The sequence below is a fragment of the Aeromonas sp. QDB11 genome, assembly GCF_027705265.1.
Taxonomy (GTDB): domain Bacteria; phylum Pseudomonadota; class Gammaproteobacteria; order Enterobacterales; family Aeromonadaceae; genus Aeromonas; species Aeromonas allosaccharophila.
This window is the reverse complement of record NZ_JAPDBM010000009.1, coordinates 17,448-38,530: the sequence shown is the minus strand read 5'-3', so window position 1 is coordinate 38,530 and position 21,083 is coordinate 17,448. Positions and strand designations below refer to the sequence as shown.

Here is a 21,083-nt window from a genome sequence, read left to right as displayed (position 1 = left end):
TGTCCTTTCGCGCCTGATTGCATCACAGGCTGAAATCTCGGGCGGCTTTGCGCTAGAATGGCGCCCCCGTGGCGGTTGTGACCAAAGAGAGCCCGATGAAGATAGTCGTTGATGAGAATATGCCCCATGCCGTGGAGCTGTTTGCCGAATTTGGCGAGGTGATCCCCTTGCCCGGACGGCAGATGCAGGCCCGCGATCTGCTGGATGCCGATGTGTTGCTGGTGCGCTCGGTCACCCGCGTCAACGGCGATTTGCTGGCGACCAGCCCGAAACTCGGGTTTGTCGGCACCGCCACCATCGGCACCGACCATGTGGACAAGGCACTGCTGGCGAGCCGCAATATTCCCTTCTTCAGCGCCCCCGGTTGCAACAAGTATTCGGTGGGAGATTATGTGCTCTCAGCCCTGCTGGTGCTGGCGGAGCGTTACGAACTCGACCTCTCGGCCATGACGCTGGCGGTGATTGGCGCCGGCAATACCGGCGAGTGTGTGGCTGGCAAGGCCGAAGCGCTCGGCATGCGGGTGCTGCGCTGTGATCCGCCCAGGGCGCGGGATAATCCCGCCGGCGGTTTTGTCGATTATCAGACCGCCCTTGGCGCCGATATCGTCAGCTTCCACGTACCCATCACCCGCGAAGGGCAGGATGCCACCTACCATCTGCTGGATGCCGAGCTGATTGCCGCCCGTCCTGCCGGGCAGATCCTGATCAACGCATCCCGTGGTGAGGTGTGGGATAACCGGGCCCTGCTGGCGCGCCAGTTGAGCGATGCGCCATTGCGACTGGTGATGGATGTGTGGGAGAACGAGCCCGAGCCACTGGTCGCGCTGGTGCCCCATACCGAGATTGCCACCCCCCATATCGCCGGTTACAGCCTGGAGGGGAAGGCGCGTGGCACCTGGATGCTCTATCAGGCGCTCTGCCTGCAGCTGGGGCGTCAGCCTCGTCAGGATTTGAGTCGGCTGTTGCCTGCCCCCGATGTGCAGGCGGTGGTGCCGGGCCGAGTGCCGGATCAGGCGCTGATCAAGCAGCTGGTGCATCTGGTCTATGATGTGCGCCGCGATGATGCCCGTTTTCGGTCCCGACTCGGCCTGCCCGGCAGCTTTGATAAGCAGCGCAAGCACTATCCCGAGCGCCGTGAACTATCCTCCCTGCAGATTGAGGGAGCTTTTGCCGACAAGGCGCTGGGCGCATTGGGATTTGCACTGTCACGCCCCTGAACGGGGGCAAATTGTTGGAAGATAACCGGAAGGGGTGAGCCGCGTTGGCCACACCGACCCCATTTTTTACTGAGCTGGCGCAGATGCTACTGCGCTGGTTCAGCCATATCAGGCAGCGTCATCTCGCAGCGCGAGAGCCAGCCGACCATGGCGCCAGCCGGTGCCATTGCAGCATTATCAGAGGAGAACAGAATGAGCCAGCAGTTTAACGTAGCGGTATTGGGTGCCAGCGGCGCCGTGGGTCAGGCGATGATCGAGATCCTGGAAGAACGCGAATTTCCGGTGGCGACCCTCTATCCGCTGGCTTCCAGCCGCAGCGCCGGTGATACCGTGCGTTTTGGTGGCAAGAACCTCGAGATCCTCGATGTGGAGGAGTTTGACTGGAGCCAGGTGCAGATCGCGCTGTTCTCCGCCGGTGCCGAGGTCTCTGCCAAGTGGGCACCGATTGCTGCCGAGCACGGCTGCATCGTCATCGACAACACCTCCTGCTTCCGTTACGACGAAGATATCCCGCTGGTGATCCCGGAAGTGAACCCGGACGCGCTGGCCGATTTTCGCAATCGCAACATCATCGCCAACCCCAACTGCTCCACCATCCAGATGCTGGTGGCCCTGAAGCCGTTGCACGATGAAGTGGGGATCGCCCGCATCAACGTGGCCACCTATCAATCCGTGTCAGGCTCGGGCAAAGAGGGGGTCAGCGAGCTGGCGGGCCAGACCGCGCAGCTGCTCAACGGTCGTCCGGTGGAACCGACCCTCTATCCGCAACAGATCGCCTTTAACCTGATCCCGCAGATCGACAGCTTCACCGACAACGGCTACACCCGTGAAGAGATGAAGATGGTGTGGGAAACCCAGAAGATCCTGGGCGATGCCAGCATTGCCGTGAATCCCACCTGTGTGCGGGTGCCGGTCTTCTACGGCCACGCCGAGGCGGTACATGTCGAACTGCACCAACCGCTCGATGCCGAACAGGTCAAGGAGCTGCTGCGCAATGCGCCGGGCGTGACCCTGTTTGATGACGAAGGGGATTATCCGACCCCGGTGCGCGACGCAACCGGCAAGGATGAGGTGCTGGTCGGTCGGGTGCGCCAGGATATTTCTCATCCGAGTGGTATCAATATGTGGATCGTGGCCGATAACGTTCGTAAGGGCGCGGCAACCAACAGTGTACAGATTGCCGAGCTGCTGGTTCGCGACTATCTGTAAAGCTGAACGATGCCACCGATGCGCAGCAGGGAGTGCTGCGCATCCGGCCGGTGAGTACTGCGGGGTGTGACCCATGCCGCACTCCGCCACTTCAAGATTCTGTTGCGATATCAACTGATTAAGTTTTTTCCTACACTCAGAGTCAAGTTGGGTGCTAAATGTGTCGGACTGCTGGCTTGCTAGGCGAGCCTGATTTATATTGAACCGACTGTTTTGGGGTAACTATCCAGATTTTTCAATGCGATAGGGCCGTCATACGAAGGAACGAATATGGGACATTCCCGCATAACATTGGCAACGCTACTCGCATTGGGTCTGCTGGGCACCGTCCAGGCTGAAGACTCGGCGCGGGAGCCTTTTTTTGTCGAGCTAAAAGGCCCTGACGAACCTGCACCTCCCGCCGTCAATTCCCAGCCGCTGGCGCAACCGGTCGCCAGACCCGTGGCGCAGCCGGTACGCGCAACCGCCGAGCCGGTGGTGCGTCAGGTCACGGCCAATGCCGGTAGCTATGGCCCTGTTCGTCCGACCGATACCCTCTGGAGTCTGGCGAGCAAATATCGCCCCTCTACGAGTGTCAGCGTCTACCAGACCATGGTGGCGATCTACGAGAAAAACCCCCGCAGTTTTGCCGATGGCAATATCAACCACATTCTGGTGGGTTCCCGCATTCTGCTGCCGACCGTGGCCGAGGCGAGTGTTATCACCGATGCCCAGGCCCGCGCCAAATTCCGCAGCGACAACGCCAGCTGGAAAGGGCTGAGCCCCAAATATCTGGCCAACAAGCAGGCCCACACGGCCAAACCGGTTGCAGCCAAACCTGTTAAGGTTGAGGCGGCCAAGTCCGAGCCGGTGAAAGCCGCGCCTGCGCCGCTGCCGGTGGCGAAAGCCGCACCCATTCCTGCACCGGTTGTGGCACCGCAACCGGCTGCTGAAACCAAAGAAGTGGCCAAGGTGAGCGAGCCCGCGCCGAAAGAGGCGGTGGCTCCCGCGCCTGTACCAAGCGCTGCAGAAGGCACCACACCGGCGCCTCTGCCTTCCGATCTGGATAAACCGGTGGGCAAACCGGCCACCGAGATGGCGCTGGCACTGGAAGATGCCAATGCCCAGCTCGGCCAGGTGACCGAAATGAACCACAGGCTCAAGCTGCGCCTGCAATCGCTGACCGAAGAGGTGGAGACCCTCAAGGCCCAGCTGCAGGATCAGACTGCGCTGCAAAAAGAGATTGCCGAGCTCAAAGCCCAGCCGGTTCCGCCGGTGGTCGCTGCGCCCGAGCCCAAGCAAAATTGGCTGATGGATCTGCTCGCCTCACCGCTCAACCTCGCCATGATCATCTTGCTGCCGGTGTTGCTGGTGCTGGCACTGGTGACCCTCTGGCTGCGGGCCCGTGCCCGTCGCGAGCTGGAAGAGCAGGAGAAGAGCCTCTCCGAATCCACTGCCATGATGATGGATCAGGAGCAGAGCGAATTTGATGATCTGCTGAGCGTCGATGTGACCGACAATGAGCCGGTGCGCCCGGTGCCGGATCTCAACACCCCCGATGGCTTCATGCCGGTTGAACCGGACAAGCCGGACCTGGATCTGGTGTTCAGCGACGACGGTGAGATGGATCTGCAAGGCTTTGAGCCGGAGCGGATGGCGGCCCAGCCTGCCAGTCGTGACCCGGATCTGGTGCCGGATCTCGATCTCTCGCTGGATGAGCCCATTGCCCTGGCCAACGAGCCCGCCATGGATCTGGCCAGCGAGTTCAATCCCAAGCCCAAGGCCGCTGATGAAGTCATGAGCGAAGAGGAGCTGCAGGCCGCCCTGTTTGCCGAGCTGGATGCGGATCTCTCTGCCGACCTCGAGCCCGATTTGAACTCCATTGACGAAGTTGGCGCCGCTGACGACGATCTGGCCAGCTTCGATCTCGGCGAGTTCGAAAATGCCTTCGACGAGCCCGCCGCTGGCAAAGATGATAACGCCATTGATCTCAGTGCCGACGAGAGTGCCGATGCGATGCTGGCTGAGCTCGGTCTTGAGCCGGCCAAGGCGAAGACGGCGAAGGACGCCGAGCTGGATCTGGAGTGGGATCCCAACGAGCTGGCGCTCTCCGATTTCGAGGATGCGTTCGCCGAGGTGGAATCTCATCCGGCCGATGTGCAGCCCCGTGAGCAAGCGCAGGAAAGCGGCTACGTCGAGATCGACAAGCTGCTGGCCGAGGCCGATGCCAGCACCACTGAGCAGGAGCCTTATCAGGGCTTCTCGCTGGATGTGGGGCTCGATGGTTTCCCCGAGGTGCTGCCGGAATCCACCGGGTTTGACGTGGATGCCGACGACGGCGGTGTGGGTGCCAAGCTGGATCTGGCCCGTGCCTACCTCGAGATCGATGACAAGGATAGCGCCCGCGAGCTGCTGCAAGAGGCGGCAGAGCAGGGCAGCGATCACCAGCGCGCCGAAGCCGAGAAGTTGCTCAAGCGGTTGGGCTAAATCAATTCCCATCACGGGATCAGCAAAACGGGGGCAGCCAGTGGCTGCCCTCTTCTTTTGGCGAGTTGCGATGGGGTGAGGGTGGCCACGCAGGCTGACCATCCAGGCCAATTGCGCGCGTGGTGGGACTTTTCGGGCTGAGCGCGTATAATCCGCCCCGTTTCTTTCACTGCGTTTTCACAACAAGACAAGTTTATCCATGCGAATTGCCCTAGGTATTGAATATGACGGCAGCCGGTATTTCGGCTGGCAGCGTCAGCGTGAAGTGATCAGCGTGCAGGCTGAACTGGAGACGGCTCTGAGCCGGATTGCCAACCACCCTGTCTCCATCCAGTGTGCCGGACGCACCGATGCCGGTGTCCATGCGACCGGCCAGGTGATCCACTTCGATACCGAGGCGAACCGCGCCGAGGGCGCCTGGACCCTGGGGCTCAATTCCAACCTGCCGCCGGATATCGCCGTGCGCTGGGTCAAGCCGGTGGACGAGAGCTTCCACGCCCGCTTCAGCGCCACCGCCCGTCGCTACCGCTATGTCATCTACAACCACAACTACCGGCCGGCGATCCTCGGCAGTGGCGTCAGCCACTACCACGAGACCATCGATGCCGAGCTGATGCACCTGGCGGGTCAGAGCCTGCTGGGGGAGCATGACTTCAGCACCTTCCGTGCCGTCGCCTGCCAATCCAACACCCCGTGGCGCAATGTGACCCATCTGTGCGTCAGCCGCTCCGGCCCCTACATCGTGCTCGACATCAAGGCCAACGCCTTCCTGCACCACATGGTGCGCAACATCACCGGCTCCCTGCTGCTGGTGGGGCAGGGGCTCAAACCGGTGGAGTGGATTGCCGAGGTGCTGGCTGCCAGGGATCGCAATCTGGCCGGGCCGACCGCCAAGGCCGGTGGCCTCTATCTGGTCGATGTCGATTACCCGGCCGAGTTTGCTCTGCCGCAGTTGCCGCTCGGCCCGCTGTGGCTGCCGGACTCGGCACCGGGTACGACCAGTTTTTAGTAACTGCGCCCGAAAAATTGTGGTTTAATGACCCGTCATTTGTTGCCATCGAGCTAGTAAGTCATTGAACAATCTAGGCTCGATGCGTTTTGTCAGGCACAAAAGCATTAAGGAATTCCATGAGCTGGCTTGAGAAGATTCTTCCCAAGAGCAAGATCACTGCGCCCCGTCGTCACAACATTCCCGAAGGGGTGTGGACCAAGTGCAGTGCTTGTGAACAGGTGCTCTACCGGGCAGAGTTGGAGCGCAACCTCGAAGTGTGCCCCAAGTGTGATCATCATATGCGTATCAGCGCCCGCGCCCGTCTCGAGAGCTTCCTCGATGAGCAGGGTCGTACCGAGATCGGTGCCGAGCTGGAGCCGCAGGATGTACTGAAATTCAAGGATTCCAAGCGCTACAAGGATCGTTTGTCCGCCGCCCAGAAAGATACGGCAGAGAAAGATGCGCTGGTGGTGATGAAAGGGACCCTCAAAGGGGTACCGGTTGTCGCCTGTTCGTTCGAATTCTCCTTCATGGGTGGCTCCATGGCCTCCGTGGTCGGTGCCCGCTTCGTGCGCGCCGTCGAGGAGTGCATCAAGGAAGGTCGCGGTCTGGTCTGCTTCTCCGCCTCTGGTGGTGCTCGCATGCAGGAAGCGCTGTTCTCCCTGATGCAGATGGCCAAGACCAGTGCGGCGCTGGACAGACTCACCAAAGCCGGCCTGCCCTATATCTCCGTGCTGACCGACCCCACCATGGGTGGCGTCTCCGCCAGTCTGGCGATGCTGGGTGACATCAACGTGGGCGAGCCCAAAGCGCTGATCGGTTTTGCCGGCCCGCGCGTTATCGAGCAGACCGTGCGCGAGAAATTGCCGGAAGGCTTCCAGCGCTCCGAGTTCCTGCTGGAAAAGGGTGCCATCGATATCATCATCGATCGCCGTGAAATGCGTAACCGTCTGGCCAGCCTGCTCGCCAAAATGCTGAATACTCACGTCATCGAAGAGTGAAGATGAGTTCAAACATGCAACAATCCCAAAGCCGGTCGCTTGTCGACTGGCTTTCTTATTTGGAGCAGATCCATCCGGTCAATATCGACATGGGGCTGGATCGGGTCGGTGCTGTCGCCCGGCGCATGGGGCTTACCCAGCTGCCGTTCAAGGTGATCACGGTGGCGGGCACCAACGGCAAGGGCTCCAGCTGTGCCATGGCGGCCAGCATTCTGATGGCCGCAGGCTATAAGGTTGGCGTCTACTCCTCGCCCCATCTGCTGCGCTTTACCGAGCGGGTGCGGGTCAACGGGCAAGAGCTGCCCGACAGCGATCACTGCGCCGCCTTTGCCGAGGTGGAAGCGGCTCGCGGCGAGATTGCCCTTACCTTCTTCGAGTTCGCCACCCTGGCCGGTTTGTGGCTCTTCTGCCGCGCCGCGCCCGATGTGCTGCTGCTGGAAGTGGGGCTGGGCGGCCGGCTCGACGCCACCAACGTGGTGGAGTCCGATGTGGCGATGATCACCTCCATTGCCCTCGATCACTGCGACTGGCTGGGTGATACCCGCGAAGCTGTGGCGGTGGAGAAGGCTGGGGTCTATCGCGCTGGCAAGCCCGCCATCAGTGGCGAGCCCAATCCGCCTGCGACTATCGCGAGCGAAGCACAGCGTCTTGGCGCCAACCTGCGTCAGGTCGGTATCGATTTTCGTGGCGATGAGCACGAGAGCGGTTGGGATTATCACGGCCTAAACCAGTGGCGGGATCTGCCAAAACCGGCGCTACCGCTGATGAACGCGGTCACCGTGCTGGCGGCGCTGGAATCCCTCGGCTTGCCGCTGCCGGAGTCCGCCATTCGTGACGGGCTTGCCAATGCCCGGCTGGCTGGCCGGATGCAGCAGCTGCAAAGTGCGCCGCTGGTGATCGTCGATGTAGCCCACAACCCCCATTCGGCGGCCTATCTGGCAGCGCAATTGCGCAAGATGCCCTGCTCGGGTGTACGCCGCGCCGTGGTCGGCATGCTCAAAGACAAGGACATGGCGGGATCCCTTGCCGAACTTGATGGTCTGATTGGCGAGTGGTATCTGGCCAGCCTCACCGGCCCGCGCGCCGCCACTGCTGCGCAACTGGCTGCGGCGCTGGGGGAGGGAAAGGGCCCTGCCAGAGAGTTTGATGATGTCAGCGCCGCTTATCAGGCAGCGTTGGCCGCATCGAGTCCGGACGATATGGTCATTGTGTTTGGTTCGTTTTACACTGTCGCCGACATTCTGGCGGGTGTCGCCGTCTAGGGCACACCCCGGCTCCCCGGCCTTCGGGCGGGGAGCCAAATCGCATATTGAGTTACGTAAAGGTAGGATTCAACTTGGCCTCGAAGTTTCAAAACCGTCTGGTGGGCACCGTCATCCTGGTGGCCCTGGTTGTTATTTTCCTGCCGGACTTGCTGGATGGTCACAAGCTGGCACAAAAGGAGGAGGCCTTTGCCAAGATCCCGCTGCGCCCCGAGCTGGAGCCTGCCAAGCCTGCGCTGCAGGTCTCGGCAGCCAGCAGCCTGCCCGCCGATCATCTGGCCAGCCAGCAACAGGCCTCTGCGGCCCAGCAGTGGCAAGTGGAAGAGGTGGCTGACCCCATGACCCTCGCCGGTCAGGGCAACGGTGCGCAGCCAGCGACAACCCCTGCCGCACCGGCGCCGGTCCAGCCGCAACAGAATGCCCAACCCAAGCCACAGCCCAAGCCGGAAGTGGTGGCCAAAAAACCGGTCGAAGCGCCCAAGCCTGCACCCAAGCCGACGCCAGCCAAACCGGTTGAAGTGGCCAAGGCTCCCGCACCGAGCAAGCCGCAGGCGGGTCAGATCAAGTCCCTCGACGATCTGATTGAAAGCAAGATGACCCAGCCGACCACACCCGCGCCTGCTGCGGCACCGGCACAGGGTAGCTGGATCCTCCAGCTTGGCGCCTTCAAGAACGTCGACAGCGTCAACGCGCTGGTGAGCAAGCTGCGGGCGGCGGGTTACTCTGCCCACACCTCGCCGCGCACACCGGTGCAGGGTCAGCTCAACCGTGTCTTTATCGGACCGGATGTCTCCAAGGCCAAACTGCAGGGGATGCAGGGGCGGATTTCCCAGATGACTGGCCTCAGTGGCTCGGTAGTCTCTTACAATCCGTAACGGTCTGGCCGCTGGCCATGACGTTCCGATAGCAACACCGCGCCCGTGCGCGGTGTTTTTTTATCTGGCCGTCGTGATTTTTAAGGACGGCGTCGCACAGGCCTCCACCCCGTTGGGATTTTCGGGCAGTTGGGGTAGTCTGAGCCCTTCTGCTACTCACAGGAGTTCAAGATGATCCTCTCGACGACCCCCACGCTGGAAGGCAAAACCATTCGTGAATACCGCGGCATCGTGGTGGGCGAAGCCATCCTCGGCGCCAACATTTTCAAAGATCTCTTTGCCGGGATCCGCGACATCATCGGTGGCCGCTCCGGCGCCTATGAAAAAGAGCTGGCCCGTGCCCGCGAGATCGCTTTCGACGAGCTGAAAGAGCGCGCCGCGGCCCTTGGTGCCAACGCAGTGGTCGGTATCGATATCGACTACGAGGTGGTGGGGCAAAACGGCAGCATGCTGATGGTCAGTATCAGCGGCACCGCCGTGGTGTTCTGATATCCTGCCGCCAGCTGTTCGGGCCAAAGCCGATAACCGGGTTATCGGCTTTTTTGTGCCCGGCTGCGGGCAACGAGGCGTGAACGGGGTGTTGAACTCATGCCATTAATGAATCTAAGTTGCTGATTTCAAAATTTTATATTTTTTCATAACCCGATGGCTCGGGTTTTATTTTTTTTAACTGGGCCCCCCTGGATCGCCGGACTAGAGTGGCAGCCATCAGGACGACACCTCATCATGGATGATCCCCATTTTGCATGAATCACTCTTTCTTGAAGGCGTATCAAGATGCACAAAAAATCTGCTCTGTTGACTGTTATCACGCTGGCCATCGCCGCTTATGCCGGTAGTGTTGCCGCGGCCGTTCCCAACTTTACCGCCAGCTGCCCGATGAATATTCAGGTCAAGGCGCAAGGGGGCAATGTCTTTATCAATGGCAAGAAGGCCACGCTGAAAACCGATGCGCCGACCGCCTATACCGCCCAGAGCGGCAAGATCATGATCGGCATCACCTCTGACTCCGCGACCAGCGAGCCCAGCGTCGATTACGCCATCAAGCATGACAAGCGCGCCAACGGCATCTGTACGGTCAGCGCTTGGTCTGCTGGCAAGGCGGCTACGTTGCCGATGGCCAAAGGGGATTCCCCTTATCAGGGCAAGTGGACCGCCAAAAATAGCGAGACCGGTGCCACCGTGGCCAACATTCAGGTGGATGGCAAGGAGCAGGTGTGGGTCAACGGCGTGAAGGTGAAGGCCAAGCGGGCCGATGGTGCGCTGCAGTTTCGTCAGGGCACCATCCTCTATACCCTGCAGGGGGATCCGCGCATTCGTTATGAGAGTGACTGGAATGACAGCGATGCCCAGAACACCGGCCCCATCACGCTGGAGTAACGGGCGCGTGATTTAGCGCTTATCCTGTTGATGAAAAAAGCAGACACCGGTTGCCCGGTGTCTGCTTTTTGCCTCTGGAGGGCATTAGCCCGCCCCTTGGACACGTCTGCCAGATCAAGCTCCGGTGATGGTGTTGGCCTCCCCATACCAGTCCAGCTTGTCGGCCAGAGTCACCACCGAGCCGATGATGAGACTCGGGCTCTTCACCTGACGGGCCAGTTCGGCCAACTGCTGCAGCTCGCCGCGCACCACCCGCTGGCCGCCCCGATATTCGGCCGCGGGCGCCATGATCCGGTAATCGGGCAGCAGCCGCTCGAACAGCTGCGCCAGCGCGGGATGGGTGAGAAGAAACGACATAAATAAACACCTTGTGTGAGGGTGAGATGCCCTGGCATAGGGATGAGGCGCAAGCCGGTCAGGATGTCTGGCATCTGTTCTGGCCGCGCTTGCCTCGCCACGGTCTGTTTTTATGACTCATGTTGCTCAACTGACCCGATTGTTATTGTGTTGGCGGCGCGTGCGTCGCGGCAGGTCGGGTCATGCCTGTAAAAGCCTTATCAATTGAGCAGGGCGGCCTGATAGCCTGCGCACTTGCCCATCACGTATCCCATCTCCAGCTTGTTGATATCGCGGGTGAAACGGGAAACGGGGAAGTAGTCGGCCGGGGCGATCACCTCGATCTGGCAGTCCTCCGGCGGATTGGCGATAAAATCGAGCGCCTCGTTGTAGCTGCGATCCCGCTGCTCCAGCGCCTGTGCCAGCGCGGGGCGGGTCTTGAGCAGAGTGCGGATCATCCAGGGGAAGGGCATCGGCTTGAGCCGGTAGCCAAGGGGCTCGGAGAGGATCACCGTCAGGTGACGGGCACCGCGGCGGTAGGCCTCGATCACCGGGATGGAGTCGGCCACCCCGCCATCTGTCATCGGTACCCCGTGTACCTCCGGGTATTCGTGGGAGGCGAGGGGAATGGCGCAGCTGGCGGGCAGCACCTCGTTCATGTTTTCCGGCTTGACCCGGATGTACTCCGCCTTGCCGGTCAGGGTATTGGTCACCACCGCATAGAAGGGGATACCGGTCTCCCGGTAGGCGTGAATGTCGAGGGGATACTTGCTGCAGCTGGTGTGCCACAGCCAGTGGATATCCACCAGATTGCCCCCCTTGGCAAAGCGCAGGGGATCCATAAACTGCTGGCTGCACGCCAGTTTGGTCAGGATCTCGTGGCTGCGGCCATGCTGGCTGGCGAGATAGGCCAACAGGTTGGTCGCGCCGGCCGAGACGCCGATGGCGAAGTCAAAGGGGCGATAGTCATGCTCGATAAACGCATCCAGCACGCCGCTGGCAAATATGCCGCGCATGGCACCGCCTTCTACAACCAATGCGCTGGGGGATGCGTTTTTGTTCATGACAGGCACCTCATTGATAAGTCAGAGAGAAAAAGTGGGAAAGAGAACGTTCGGGCTGTCAGGCCGACCATTCTGACAACCAACCGGGGTTGGCCATCGCAATGAGGTCATTCTAGGAAGGGGATGGCGTTTAGAATATCTGTTAATAATGAATGAAGTGTTTTGTATTTCTAAACGTTAACGATAAAACTGTTGTACTAGTGGAGGATTTGTAGGAGTCTCAACGACTCTGTGATGGCTGGATATTGGCAAGGATGAGTGTGTCATGACGTTATTGGTTCCCCCGCTGCTCCGACGTGGCGATACCATCGCTTTTTTCTCCCCCTCCAGTGCGGCGACCGCCTGGGCCCCGCAGCGTTTTGCCCGTGCCAGGACGTTTCTTGAGGGGCAGGGTTTCAAACTCAAGGCGGGCAGCCTCACCGGCCAGCAGGATCACTGGCGCTCCGGCTCCATCGCCGCACGGGCCGAGGAGCTCAACGCCCTTATTCGCGACCCCGAAGTGCGCTGCATCATGTCGGTGATTGGCGGCAACAACTCCAATTCCCTGCTCCCTTACCTCGATTTTGAGGCGCTGAAGCGCGATCCCAAGATAGTCATCGGCTACTCCGACGTGACGGCCCTGCTGCTCGGCATTCATGCCCGCACTGGCCTGGTCACCTTCTACGGGCCGGCGTTGGTGGCCTCTTTCGGCGAGCTATCGCCACTGGTGGACGAAACGCTGGCGGGCTTTCGCCAGATCTGCCAGGCCGGGGGCACCGCCGTGCCCCACACAGTGCCGACCCCGGTGCAGTGGACTGATGAACGACTGGATTGGGAAAACCAGACCCGGGCCAAGCAGTGCCAACCAAACCGACTGATCTCGGTGGGTACCGGTCGGGTGCGGGGCCGGCTTATCGGCGGCAACCTCAATACGATGGCGGGGATCTGGGGCTCCCCCTATATGCCAGCCATCGAGCAAGGGGACATTCTGCTGCTGGAGGACAGCCTCCATTTGGCAGCGACGGTGGAGCGCTCGTTTGCCCACCTCAAGCTGTGCGGGGTGTTTGATCGGATCGGCGCGCTTATCCTCGGCAAGCACGAGCTGTTCAACGATCAGGGTAGCGGCAAGCGCCCCCTCGATATCCTGCTGGAGGTGGTGGGGGAGCCGAACTTCCCCATTCTGGCGGAGTTTGACTGCGCCCATACCCACCCCATGCTGATGTTGCCGCTGGGTATCGAGGTGGCGCTCGATCTCGACCGTCAGCAGCTCACCTTGCTGCAGCCCTGGAGGCGAGCAGAATGAGTGCTAAATGAATGTCAAAAAACAAGGCCGCTGATGCGGCCTTGTCTGTTTTTGTGGGGTGGGATCAGGGCAGGGCATCGGGCCGGAAGCTGGCGCGGATTTGCGGCACCAGGCTCGAGGGGTCGAATCCCTTCTCTTCCCCCAGCACCGGATGGAGCAGGGGCTTGTCCTCGATGGGGGTGATATCCCCCGCCAGCAGCTGACGAGTCGCCTGACCCATCTGGTAGAGCTGGCGCACTGGCGCAAACTGGGTTGCCAGATTGAGGGGATCATCAGCGCGGGCAAAGGCCATCATGGGGATCTGGTAGGTGGCATCGCGCGCCGGTTTGTCACCGTGGATGCCCTTGCCGGCGGACATCAAAAACGGCTGGTGATCGCCAAAGGCCACCACCAGATAGCGTTTGCCCGACTGGTCGAGGGTCTTGAGCAGCCGCTCCAGCGAGGCCATGGCATCCACCACCCCGGTGTAGTAGGTGTTGAGCAGCTGGGTGTCGCTCTCGCTCTGGTTCGGGCAGGCGCCGCTGCGCTCCTGCCCCTGATAGCGAGGGCCATCGAAGGGGCCGTGCCCCTGCATGGTGACCGCGTAGGCAAACAGCGGCTGGCTATCCTGCTCGCTGCGCTTGAGCATATGGTCGATCAGCGCATCGTCGGAGATATAGAGCCCCTTATGCTCGAGGGTGGTGAAGCGGGTATCGAACCAGCGCTCCTCATAGCCGAGCGCCGGGATCGCCTTGGCGCGGCCCCAGAATTTTTCCACATAGGGGTGGGCGAACAGCGTCTTATAGCCGCTCTGTCTGGCGCTCTGGGCCAGCCCCGGCACCTGCTCAGAGAGGTAGTAGTAGGGCACCACCCCCTGCTTGAGCAAGCCCACCGGCAGGCCGGTGTTCATCTCGAACTCCGCCAGCACCGTCATGCCGCCGGTGGTGGGGGAGTGGATGGTTTTTTGCCACTGCTGCACGCTGGCGGGCAGGGAGAGAGTGGGAGCCGGAGCGCAGATCCGCCCCTTCCAGTCGAGCCAGAGCGACTCATATTGCAGCACGATCACCAGATCCCAGCGCGGCGCTATGCCCTGGGGCGGATAGCTCAGCTGTGGGGCCAGCTCGTTGATCTGCAAGGGGTAGCGAAACACGCTGCCACTTTGCAGCATCTCGTCCACCAGATTGAACAGATAGAGGCCGGGGCCGGAGCGAATGATGTCCCTGTGGTAGTTGACCGCACGGTCCACGTAGCGAATGTTGGCTCCCAGCAGCTTGTTGCCGGTCTGGGTGGCAAAGACGCAGAGGGCAAAGAAGGCGACGGTGGCGGCGGCAGTGCGCAACACCCAGCGCGACAGGGCAAAGCGCCAGCAGAGAAACAGTGCCAGCAATACGGTGAAGATGGGCAGGATGGGGTGCTGGTCGAGCAGGATCCGCAGCAGCGCCAGCAAGTTGCCAAAATCGTCCCCGCCGAGCGGCACGCCGTAGATGGCGATCTTCATAAAGTTGGCCAGCAGACCTATGCCTGACAGCGCGGTAAAGACCAGCCCCATATAGAGGTTGAAGCCCGCCAGCGCGCAGAGGCTCCAGCCCAGCACCATGCTGCCCCAGGCCAGATAGTAGTGCTCCGGCCGAAAGCCTGACCAGAGCAGAAACTCCCCCAGCTTGAACACCACGAAGCCGTGCAGCAGCACAAAGGTGAGGTTGCCGAGCAGCAGGCTGCCGATGATCCGCCAGCGCAGGCTGCGGCGCAGCTTTGGCAGCACCGTCTTGAGCACGGCGGCGCTCAGGGCCAGCACCAGCGTCAGGCTCACCACTAGATAGGTGAGGTTGAAGCCCTGCTCCGGCAGGGTTTGCAGGATCTGGCTGAAATCGCCGCTCTCGGGGCGATCTTTGAGCAGCAGACCAATGCGCAGCTGATAACGGCTGGCCAGCGCATCGTCCGGTGCGCGCAGGGTGCTGTTGAGATCCAGCGAGCAGCGGTTATTGCGGCACACCTGACGTTTATCCACCGCCTGACTCAGCTCGTCGATCCGCTCTCCCTTGTCGTTGAGCAGCTCCACCCGCACCTTGTCCCCCGCTTGCAACGGCCCCCGCAACTGCCACTGGCTGCGCACCACCAGATAGAGGCCGCGGCTGTCGCTTTTATAGAGCAGGGCGTGGCGGGTGAGGGTGGCCAGCGGATTGTCGGCGGGGCCCAGCACCAACGGCTGGGCACGGCCCAGCCAGCTGCCGGGATTGATCAGCGGCAATAACAGCGTCAGCAGCAGCAATCCGCCCAGCAGGGCCAGCAGCCCAGAGGGCAGACTCAGGACGCGATGGCGGCCTGAGGAGGGGCGATTCATATAAGCTCATCCTTTGAGCGAGTGAGGGAGAGATCGTTCATCCGCATAGAGTTTGACCCGATGGTGCGGGCCTTGTTCCGGGTTGTCAATTTAATGACCACTCAATGAATATTTGGTTACAGTTCAACCTTGCAAATTGTGATCCCGATCGAGGGGTTGCACGGAATATGTGATGAAAGCGTCATCATGGGGTTTTGCCGCTGGCCTGGGAGAAAGGCGCTGTTTAGTCTCTCAATAGCGACAGGAGGTACATGTATGAATCCTAAGGTGATGGCGCGCCAGGCCAGATTGCTGCGCATGCTGGAGAGCAAGGAAGAGATCCGGATCGGGCGCGAGCGTGACTGCCCGTTGCCGCTGGCACAGCTGGTCAAGCTGAAGGATAGCCATCCGGCTGTGGTCAAGGTCTATCGCCACGGTCTCACCGCCGAGGTGTTTCACCTCAAGGTGGAGGGGCACCACTGGTGTCTCAAGCGGCGGCGTCAGGATTCGCTGGTGGCCAACCTCGATGGCAAGACCGCCTTTCTGACCGAACTGGAGCGGCGGCGTGAAATCGAGGCGCTGCGCGAGTTGCATCCCACCATCCTCTCCCATGTGGTCTGCACCAGCTTCGGCTCGGCGCGGGCCGGAGTGCTGGTCTCCCCCTGGCTGCGGGGCGTGCCGGTGCATCAGCTCAACGAACGCAATCTGGCCCAGATGCTGGAGGTGCAGGGGGAGCTGGCCCGCTGGGGCTGGTTTGACTGGGATCCGAGCCCGGGCAACCTGCTCGATGACGGCGAGCAGATCAGCGTGTTCGATTTTGGCTATATGTGGACCTTCGATCCCCGCTTTGAATACAACTCCAACGGTCTGGTCGACCCGCAGTTCCATGTGCCGGAGCGGCTGGAGACCCGCACCCTGTCAGGGCTTTGGCTCGATGAGGCCGATCCCTTGCCGCAATTTCGCTACTGGCGCGAGCTTTGTCTGAAATGGGTGAAACGGGAGATCCATCACCTGATCCGTGAAGGGGCCAGTGCCCCGGTGCTGGCCCGCCTGCACGCCCTGCAAGGGGAGTGGAGCGCCGCACTGGCAAGCGACGAGGCGCTGGTCGCCAACTGGTGGCGGGACATGTATCGCAGCCACCGGCTCGATGTGGCCGATGATCTGAGCGGCCAGAGCTGCGGCCCGCTAACCCTGCGTCGTCTCGACTGGCTGGTGCAGGCGGTAACGGAGCATTATCCGCTGCTGGTGGATAATCTCTCCTCTCAGGAGACGGAACTGGGCCAGACCGGGCTGCTGGCCCGCTTGCAGCAGCTGCGCCGGGAAGCCGTGGCCTGCCAGTTGCCCGCCACCAGCTTTACCTGAGCCAATACGTCAGTGATACACAAATAAACAGGGCTCCTTGTGGGTAATGCCAGTCAGTTAAGCCTGACTGGCATTGTTTTTATTGGCTTTTTTCACACTATACCTCTGTGGCCTTGGCTTCACGCAGCGGGGGTAACCTCGCTCCCTTCGTTCTGGCAATACAAACTGTCCCGCCTGTTTCTCCAGCTCAGCTACCCGCTTCGGGATAGTCCCCGGCGACATGTACAGCATGCAGCTCAGTTCATGAATGAGATAGACCGACGCCATGTGAAAACTCAGCTGGCTAGCCAAGTCTCCCTTGAGACTCGCGGCCATCTTCACCATCTGGCTGCGCAGGGTCAGTCGGTGTTGTTGCAGGTTGTGTTTCATCTCCCGATAGCCCAGATCTATATTTCCCTGCGATGGTTGTAGAGCTCGACGATGTCAGTCCCAGGGAAACGCATCGGGTCGACCATCGAGGTCAACACTTGGTGCTCCTTGCCGTTGATAGTACGAGTCAGCAAGCGGGCTTCTATCGTTTCGGGCAACAGCGGCCACTTCTTTGCGCCCCCGCGTTGAGTGGCAGCAGCCAGTGCCGCTCGTTGCCGGTGGTTTGCCTGGCGTGTGGTCGATAAGCTTCTCCGCCAGCACAATCTCGTTGACGGCGCAGCTATCCATGACGGTTTGAACAAGCTGGTGGCTGGTTAGCTCCATCTGACAAAGTATGCGAACCTGCGGATAGGCGGTCTCGCCTGCTGGGTACCGGACTTGGCAAAGGCGGCAGAGTTGTCCGGGGGATCGGGCGTGCGCCACATCACTCTATCGACGGCAAGCAGCTGCAGCTTGGCCCAACCGGGGTGATTAGACCACTACATTGGCCTGCGGGTGCCTGCCTGCGGCGGTGTCGTGGAACCGCCGCTCGATGCTCTTGTGGCCAAGCTTTTTGCTAGCTTGCAGGAAAGTGCTGGGGGCGACAAAGGGGGCTAGAAGGATCGGTCAATGGATCCTTAAATGATCGGCATTATCACCGTGTGACACCTTTTGCTATCTGGCGGTGCTTGGCCGCGAGATGGTTATCTAATTGTGCGTGAGCCTGTTTGCGCGGAGCCCCTTACCCGTGCCGGTGGGGTTGCTGGGTGGGCAGTGGCGATTCTGTTTGTTGCTTGAGACGACCAAGCCAGAGGCTCAAGCCCACCGTCAGGATGAGGACCAGTTCAATTCCCATGACCAACCCGCCCAGCTCGCCCCGTTCCCAGAACGGGTGCAAGTAAAGCCCACCCAGACTGGCTCCCAGATAGTAGGCCACCAGATAGAGGGAGGATGCGAGGGCCCGGTTGTGTTCGACATGATGACCGACCCAGGCACTGGCACAGGCGTGTGCCAGGAAAAAACCGAAGCTGGAGACCAGCAAGCCGCTCAGGATCCCGAGCAGACTGCCCTGCAGCAGCCACAGACTGCCGATGGCCATCAGCGCGATCCCGACCAGCAGCATGCGTTGTGCCCCCCAGCGGTTGGCGAAACGGCCGCTCAGGGAGGAGGCCACGGTCCCCGAAAGATAGGTGAGAAACAGCATGCCGAGCCATTGAGTGGGCAGGGAGAAGGGGGGCTTGGCCAGCAAGAAGGTGAGGTAGCTGAACTGGTTCAGAAACACCATAAAGTTGAGGCCGCCAATCAGATAGGCCCCTACCAGCAAGGGGTTGGTCAGGTGTTGCTGCAAGGCGCGGACAAATTGACCACGAACGGGGGCGCTCGCCACAAAGCGGGTCTGAGGGGGCAGCAGCCAGAAGACCAGCGGCAACAGCGACAGGCTGATAACACCAATCCCCAGAAAGGTATGCTGCCAGTCGCCAAACCAGCCCGCCAGCAGGCCACCGACCACCCGACCGGCAATGCCACCGAGGGAGTTGGCGGCAATATAGACCCCTACCGCCGAGAGCAGCGCCCGTTTGCTGAACTCTTCCCCCATATAAGCAATCGCAGTGGCTGGTAACCCGGCCAGCAGCGCCCCCTGCAGGATGCGCAGCAATAGCAGGGAGCTGAACTGCTCAACCAGCGGGATCAACAACGAGAGCAGGATTGCCAAGGTGAGGGTGCCCAGCATGACCTGCCGACGGCCATGGCGATCCGCCAGTCTGGCGCAGATCAGCAGGGAGGCGGCGAGTCCTGCGGTACAGCCTGCCAGGGTCCAGCTGGCCGAGAGGGAGTTGACCGAGAAGACCTCGGCAATCAGGGGTAACAGGGGGTGGGTCTGGTAGAGGTTCAGAAACACCAGAAAAGAGCCCAGGCTGAGGACCAGGGTTGCACGTATCCACTCGCGACTTCCGACTTCAATCATTGCGTATTGTCCTGACAGCTTTTGGTCAGGGTAGAGTCCTTGCTGTTATAAATATAATATATTTAAGTTATCTATCTCATAAGACAAATTGATGCATGGATCTGAAACAGCTCACCTATCTGCTGGCGGTCAGGGATACCGGTTCGTTTACCAAGGCTGCCAACAGCCTGCATGTGGCACAACCTGCCATCAGCATGGCCATCGCCAAACTGGAGCAGCAGCTCGAGTTGCGGCTGTTTGATCGGCAGGACCGTGCGGTACGGCTCACCCCGGAGGGGGAGGTGCTCTGTCGTCATGCCGAGCGCCTGTTGCTGCAAATGCATCAGGCCGAGGCTGAGATGGCCGAACTGAAGGGGTTGGAGCGAGGGGAGGTGCGGATCGGGATCCCCTATATGATGGGTTCCTACTATTTTCCCCCTCGTCTGATGGCCTTCAAGCATCGCTATCCCGGGCTCAAGATCCGGGTCGAAGAGGCCGGTACCCGCGAGCTGCTCAGCCGGATGGTGGATGGCTCCCTCGATCTGGCCATCCTCATCACCAGTGATCTGCCGCCCGCCATCGAGGGGGCACATCTGCTAAGCGAAGAGATGTTGATGGTTGTAGGGGATGATCACCCCCTGCGCGGCGAACCGGCCGTGACCCTCTCGCAGTTTTTTGCTCAGGAGTTGGCGCTGTTTCGCCGCGGTTTCTATCACCGGGAGCATATGGAGGCGCTGGCCCAGAGCCTGGGCGTCGAACCCGATATCGCCTTCGAGAGCAATCTCATCCCTCTGCTCAAGGCGGTGGTGCGGCAAGGCTTTGCGGTGACCACCTTCTTGCGGATGGTGCTGGAAGAGGAGCCGGATCTGAGTGGTGTGCCCTTCGACCCGCCCATCTATCTCGATCTCTGTGTGGCGTGGCGGCGTGGCGATCCGCTCTCCATGGCCAACCGTGCCTTGCGAGATTTCCTGCTCAAGGAGCGCCCGACCTGATGGCGGCGGGCCATTGCTGAAAGTTTGTTACTATTAATGGTGGGTTCGCTTGAGGGCTACACCATGAAACTGCAGCAATTGCGCTATATCGTCGAGGTGGCGAACCACAGGCTGAATCTGTCGGCCACCGCCGAGAGCCTCTTTACCTCCCAGCCCGGGATCAGCAAACAGGTGCGGATGCTGGAGGATGAACTGGGGATCCAGATCTTCGAGCGCAGTGGCAAACACCTGACCCAGATCACCCCCATCGGTCGGGATGTGATCAAAGTGGCGGCCGAGGTGCTGGACAAGGTTGCCACCATCAAGGTGATGGCCAGGCAGCATGTGCATCCTGAGCAGGGAACCCTCACCATTGCCGCCACCCATCTGCAGGCTCGCTATATTCTGCCCGCCATCCTCAAGGGCTTCATAGCCCGCTTTCCAAAAGTCGCCGTAACGCTGATGCAGGGGAGTGCAGCGCAGTGCCGTACTGCCGTGCATGATGGCGCTGCCGATCTGCTGCTTGCCGATGAGTTGGAGGAGGGGCGCGATCTGCTGATACTGCCCTGTTTTCAGTGGCAACGGGGCTTGGTGCTGCCAAAGGATCATCCGTTGGCCAAAGCGACATCGCTGACCCCGGCCGAGCTGGTCGAGTTTGCACTGGTGACTGACGGAAGGGCTCTCTCCACTACTCAGGGCACTGATTGCGCTCATGCCGAGAGCCGGATCGCCTGTTGTGCGAGCGACAGCGATGTGCTCAAGACCTATGTCAGACAAGGGATGGGGATTGGGGCGATGGCCACCTTTGCCTGGGAGCCCCAGCGCGATGGTGATCTGCTGCTCAAGGCTGTGCCCTGGCTACCTGGTGGTGTGGCCGCTATCGGGTTACGCAGAGGGGCGTTTTTGTGCGGCTATCTGTATGACCTGATCGGCCGTCTCGCGCCGCAATTGACCCGGGAGCTGGTCGACCAATGCTGCGCAGCCCGCACTGGCGAAGAGCTTGATGCACTGCTGGCCAATCTGGCCGTGCCAGTGCGATAGCCTGGGGCGGTCAGATTGTCTCAAGAAAAACGCC

General features: G+C 60.8%; 16 protein-coding genes and 2 pseudogenes. 13 read left to right on the top strand and 5 right to left on the bottom strand.

The window, feature by feature from the left end:
- Nucleotides 1-95 precede the first annotated feature (95 nt).
- The 9 genes from OKC40_RS04700 (at nucleotide 96) to OKC40_RS04660 (ending at nucleotide 10,401) form a co-directional block, all read left to right on the top strand.
- Nucleotides 96-1,217: a 4-phosphoerythronate dehydrogenase gene (locus OKC40_RS04700; protein ID WP_270794290.1), complete on the top strand. Its 1,122-nt coding sequence runs from the start codon at nucleotides 96-98 to the stop codon at nucleotides 1,215-1,217.
- 192 nt (nucleotides 1,218-1,409) lie between these two features.
- Nucleotides 1,410-2,426, top strand: a complete 1,017-nt coding sequence (locus OKC40_RS04695) for an aspartate-semialdehyde dehydrogenase (RefSeq protein ID WP_270794289.1) — start codon at nucleotides 1,410-1,412, stop codon at nucleotides 2,424-2,426.
- Nucleotides 2,427-2,696: 270 nt separating this feature from the next.
- The gene (locus tag OKC40_RS04690) at nucleotides 2,697-4,892 is read left to right on the top strand and encodes a FimV/HubP family polar landmark protein (protein ID WP_270794287.1); all 2,196 of its coding nucleotides are present in this window, start codon (nucleotides 2,697-2,699) and stop codon (nucleotides 4,890-4,892) included.
- 199 nt (nucleotides 4,893-5,091) lie between these two features.
- Entirely contained in the window at nucleotides 5,092-5,901 is an 810-nt protein-coding gene (gene truA, locus OKC40_RS04685) for a tRNA pseudouridine(38-40) synthase TruA (protein WP_234606090.1), read from the top strand.
- Nucleotides 5,902-6,020: 119 nt separating this feature from the next.
- A complete protein-coding gene (gene accD, locus OKC40_RS04680) occupies nucleotides 6,021-6,884 on the top strand; it encodes an acetyl-CoA carboxylase, carboxyltransferase subunit beta (RefSeq protein WP_042657645.1) in 864 nt (287 codons plus the stop codon).
- 2 nt (nucleotides 6,885-6,886) lie between these two features.
- A complete protein-coding gene (gene folC, locus OKC40_RS04675) occupies nucleotides 6,887-8,146 on the top strand; it encodes a bifunctional tetrahydrofolate synthase/dihydrofolate synthase (protein WP_160880311.1) in 1,260 nt (419 codons plus the stop codon).
- A gap of 74 nt (nucleotides 8,147-8,220) precedes the next feature.
- Nucleotides 8,221-9,021 (top strand): cell division protein DedD, encoded by an 801-nt coding sequence (dedD, locus tag OKC40_RS04670; protein WP_270794285.1) that lies wholly within the window; start codon nucleotides 8,221-8,223, stop codon nucleotides 9,019-9,021.
- Nucleotides 9,022-9,192: 171 nt separating this feature from the next.
- The gene (locus tag OKC40_RS04665) at nucleotides 9,193-9,510 is read left to right on the top strand and encodes a heavy metal-binding domain-containing protein (protein ID WP_042657642.1); all 318 of its coding nucleotides are present in this window, start codon (nucleotides 9,193-9,195) and stop codon (nucleotides 9,508-9,510) included.
- A gap of 288 nt (nucleotides 9,511-9,798) precedes the next feature.
- Complete coding sequence (locus OKC40_RS04660) at nucleotides 9,799-10,401, top strand: hypothetical protein (RefSeq protein WP_270794284.1); 603 nt, start codon at nucleotides 9,799-9,801, stop codon at nucleotides 10,399-10,401.
- 114 nt (nucleotides 10,402-10,515) lie between these two features.
- On the opposite strand, the pseudogene cysG reads toward OKC40_RS04660, so the two are convergent.
- Both cysG and OKC40_RS04650 read right to left on the bottom strand, forming a co-directional pair.
- Nucleotides 10,516-10,659 (bottom strand): annotated as a pseudogene (gene cysG, locus OKC40_RS04655) (siroheme synthase CysG); the annotation flags it as partial.
- A gap of 299 nt (nucleotides 10,660-10,958) precedes the next feature.
- Nucleotides 10,959-11,801, bottom strand: coding sequence for a patatin-like phospholipase family protein (locus tag OKC40_RS04650; protein WP_270794282.1), 843 nt, complete (start codon nucleotides 11,799-11,801; stop codon nucleotides 10,959-10,961).
- Nucleotides 11,802-12,066: 265 nt separating this feature from the next.
- Between OKC40_RS04650 and OKC40_RS04645 the strand changes: the two genes are divergently transcribed.
- The gene (locus OKC40_RS04645; protein ID WP_270794280.1) at nucleotides 12,067-13,083 is read left to right on the top strand and encodes a S66 family peptidase; all 1,017 of its coding nucleotides are present in this window, start codon (nucleotides 12,067-12,069) and stop codon (nucleotides 13,081-13,083) included.
- A gap of 64 nt (nucleotides 13,084-13,147) precedes the next feature.
- On the opposite strand, the gene OKC40_RS04640 is transcribed toward OKC40_RS04645, so the two are convergent.
- Nucleotides 13,148-15,403 carry an LTA synthase family protein gene (locus OKC40_RS04640; protein ID WP_270794279.1) on the bottom strand — a complete coding sequence of 752 codons (2,256 nt, stop codon included), beginning with the start codon at nucleotides 15,401-15,403 and terminating at the stop codon, nucleotides 13,148-13,150.
- A gap of 255 nt (nucleotides 15,404-15,658) precedes the next feature.
- Between OKC40_RS04640 and OKC40_RS04635 the strand changes: the two genes are divergently transcribed.
- Complete coding sequence (locus OKC40_RS04635; protein ID WP_270794277.1) at nucleotides 15,659-16,744, top strand: hypothetical protein; 1,086 nt, start codon at nucleotides 15,659-15,661, stop codon at nucleotides 16,742-16,744.
- 57 nt (nucleotides 16,745-16,801) lie between these two features.
- Here OKC40_RS04635 and OKC40_RS04630 read toward each other — a convergent pair.
- Nucleotides 16,802-17,704 (bottom strand): annotated as a pseudogene (locus tag OKC40_RS04630) (IS4 family transposase); the annotation flags it as partial.
- Nucleotides 17,705-17,834: 130 nt separating this feature from the next.
- A complete protein-coding gene (locus OKC40_RS04625) occupies nucleotides 17,835-19,058 on the bottom strand; it encodes an MFS transporter (RefSeq protein ID WP_270794275.1) in 1,224 nt (407 codons plus the stop codon).
- 95 nt (nucleotides 19,059-19,153) lie between these two features.
- Here OKC40_RS04625 and OKC40_RS04620 point away from each other — a divergent pair, with 95 nt between their 5' ends.
- Complete coding sequence (locus OKC40_RS04620) at nucleotides 19,154-20,029, top strand: LysR family transcriptional regulator (protein WP_270794274.1); 876 nt, start codon at nucleotides 19,154-19,156, stop codon at nucleotides 20,027-20,029.
- Between the two features lie 63 nt (nucleotides 20,030-20,092).
- Nucleotides 20,093-21,049 (top strand): LysR substrate-binding domain-containing protein, encoded by a 957-nt coding sequence (locus tag OKC40_RS04615; protein WP_270794273.1) that lies wholly within the window; start codon nucleotides 20,093-20,095, stop codon nucleotides 21,047-21,049.
- The last annotated feature ends 34 nt before the right edge of the window (nucleotides 21,050-21,083 follow it).

Excerpts from the sequence above, each read along its gene's own strand:
- OKC40_RS04700 (WP_270794290.1), top strand. The coding sequence starts at position 96 with ATGAAGATAGTCGTTGATGAGAATATGCCCCATGCCGTGGAGCTGTTT.
- OKC40_RS04695 (WP_270794289.1), top strand. The coding sequence starts at position 1,410 with ATGAGCCAGCAGTTTAACGTAGCGGTATTGGGTGCCAGCGGCGCCGTG.
- OKC40_RS04690 (WP_270794287.1), top strand. The coding sequence starts at position 2,697 with ATGGGACATTCCCGCATAACATTGGCAACGCTACTCGCATTGGGTCTG.
- truA (WP_234606090.1), top strand. The coding sequence starts at position 5,092 with ATGCGAATTGCCCTAGGTATTGAATATGACGGCAGCCGGTATTTCGGC.
- accD (WP_042657645.1), top strand. The coding sequence starts at position 6,021 with ATGAGCTGGCTTGAGAAGATTCTTCCCAAGAGCAAGATCACTGCGCCC.
- folC (WP_160880311.1), top strand. The coding sequence starts at position 6,887 with ATGAGTTCAAACATGCAACAATCCCAAAGCCGGTCGCTTGTCGACTGG.
- OKC40_RS04665 (WP_042657642.1), top strand. The coding sequence starts at position 9,193 with ATGATCCTCTCGACGACCCCCACGCTGGAAGGCAAAACCATTCGTGAA.
- OKC40_RS04660 (WP_270794284.1), top strand. The coding sequence starts at position 9,799 with ATGCACAAAAAATCTGCTCTGTTGACTGTTATCACGCTGGCCATCGCC.
- OKC40_RS04650 (WP_270794282.1), bottom strand. The coding sequence starts at position 11,801 with ATGAACAAAAACGCATCCCCCAGCGCATTGGTTGTAGAAGGCGGTGCC.
- OKC40_RS04645 (WP_270794280.1), top strand. The coding sequence starts at position 12,067 with ATGACGTTATTGGTTCCCCCGCTGCTCCGACGTGGCGATACCATCGCT.
- OKC40_RS04640 (WP_270794279.1), bottom strand. The coding sequence starts at position 15,403 with ATGAATCGCCCCTCCTCAGGCCGCCATCGCGTCCTGAGTCTGCCCTCT.
- OKC40_RS04635 (WP_270794277.1), top strand. The coding sequence starts at position 15,659 with ATGAATCCTAAGGTGATGGCGCGCCAGGCCAGATTGCTGCGCATGCTG.
- OKC40_RS04625 (WP_270794275.1), bottom strand. The coding sequence starts at position 19,058 with ATGATTGAAGTCGGAAGTCGCGAGTGGATACGTGCAACCCTGGTCCTC.
- OKC40_RS04620 (WP_270794274.1), top strand. The coding sequence starts at position 19,154 with ATGGATCTGAAACAGCTCACCTATCTGCTGGCGGTCAGGGATACCGGT.
- OKC40_RS04615 (WP_270794273.1), top strand. The coding sequence starts at position 20,093 with ATGAAACTGCAGCAATTGCGCTATATCGTCGAGGTGGCGAACCACAGG.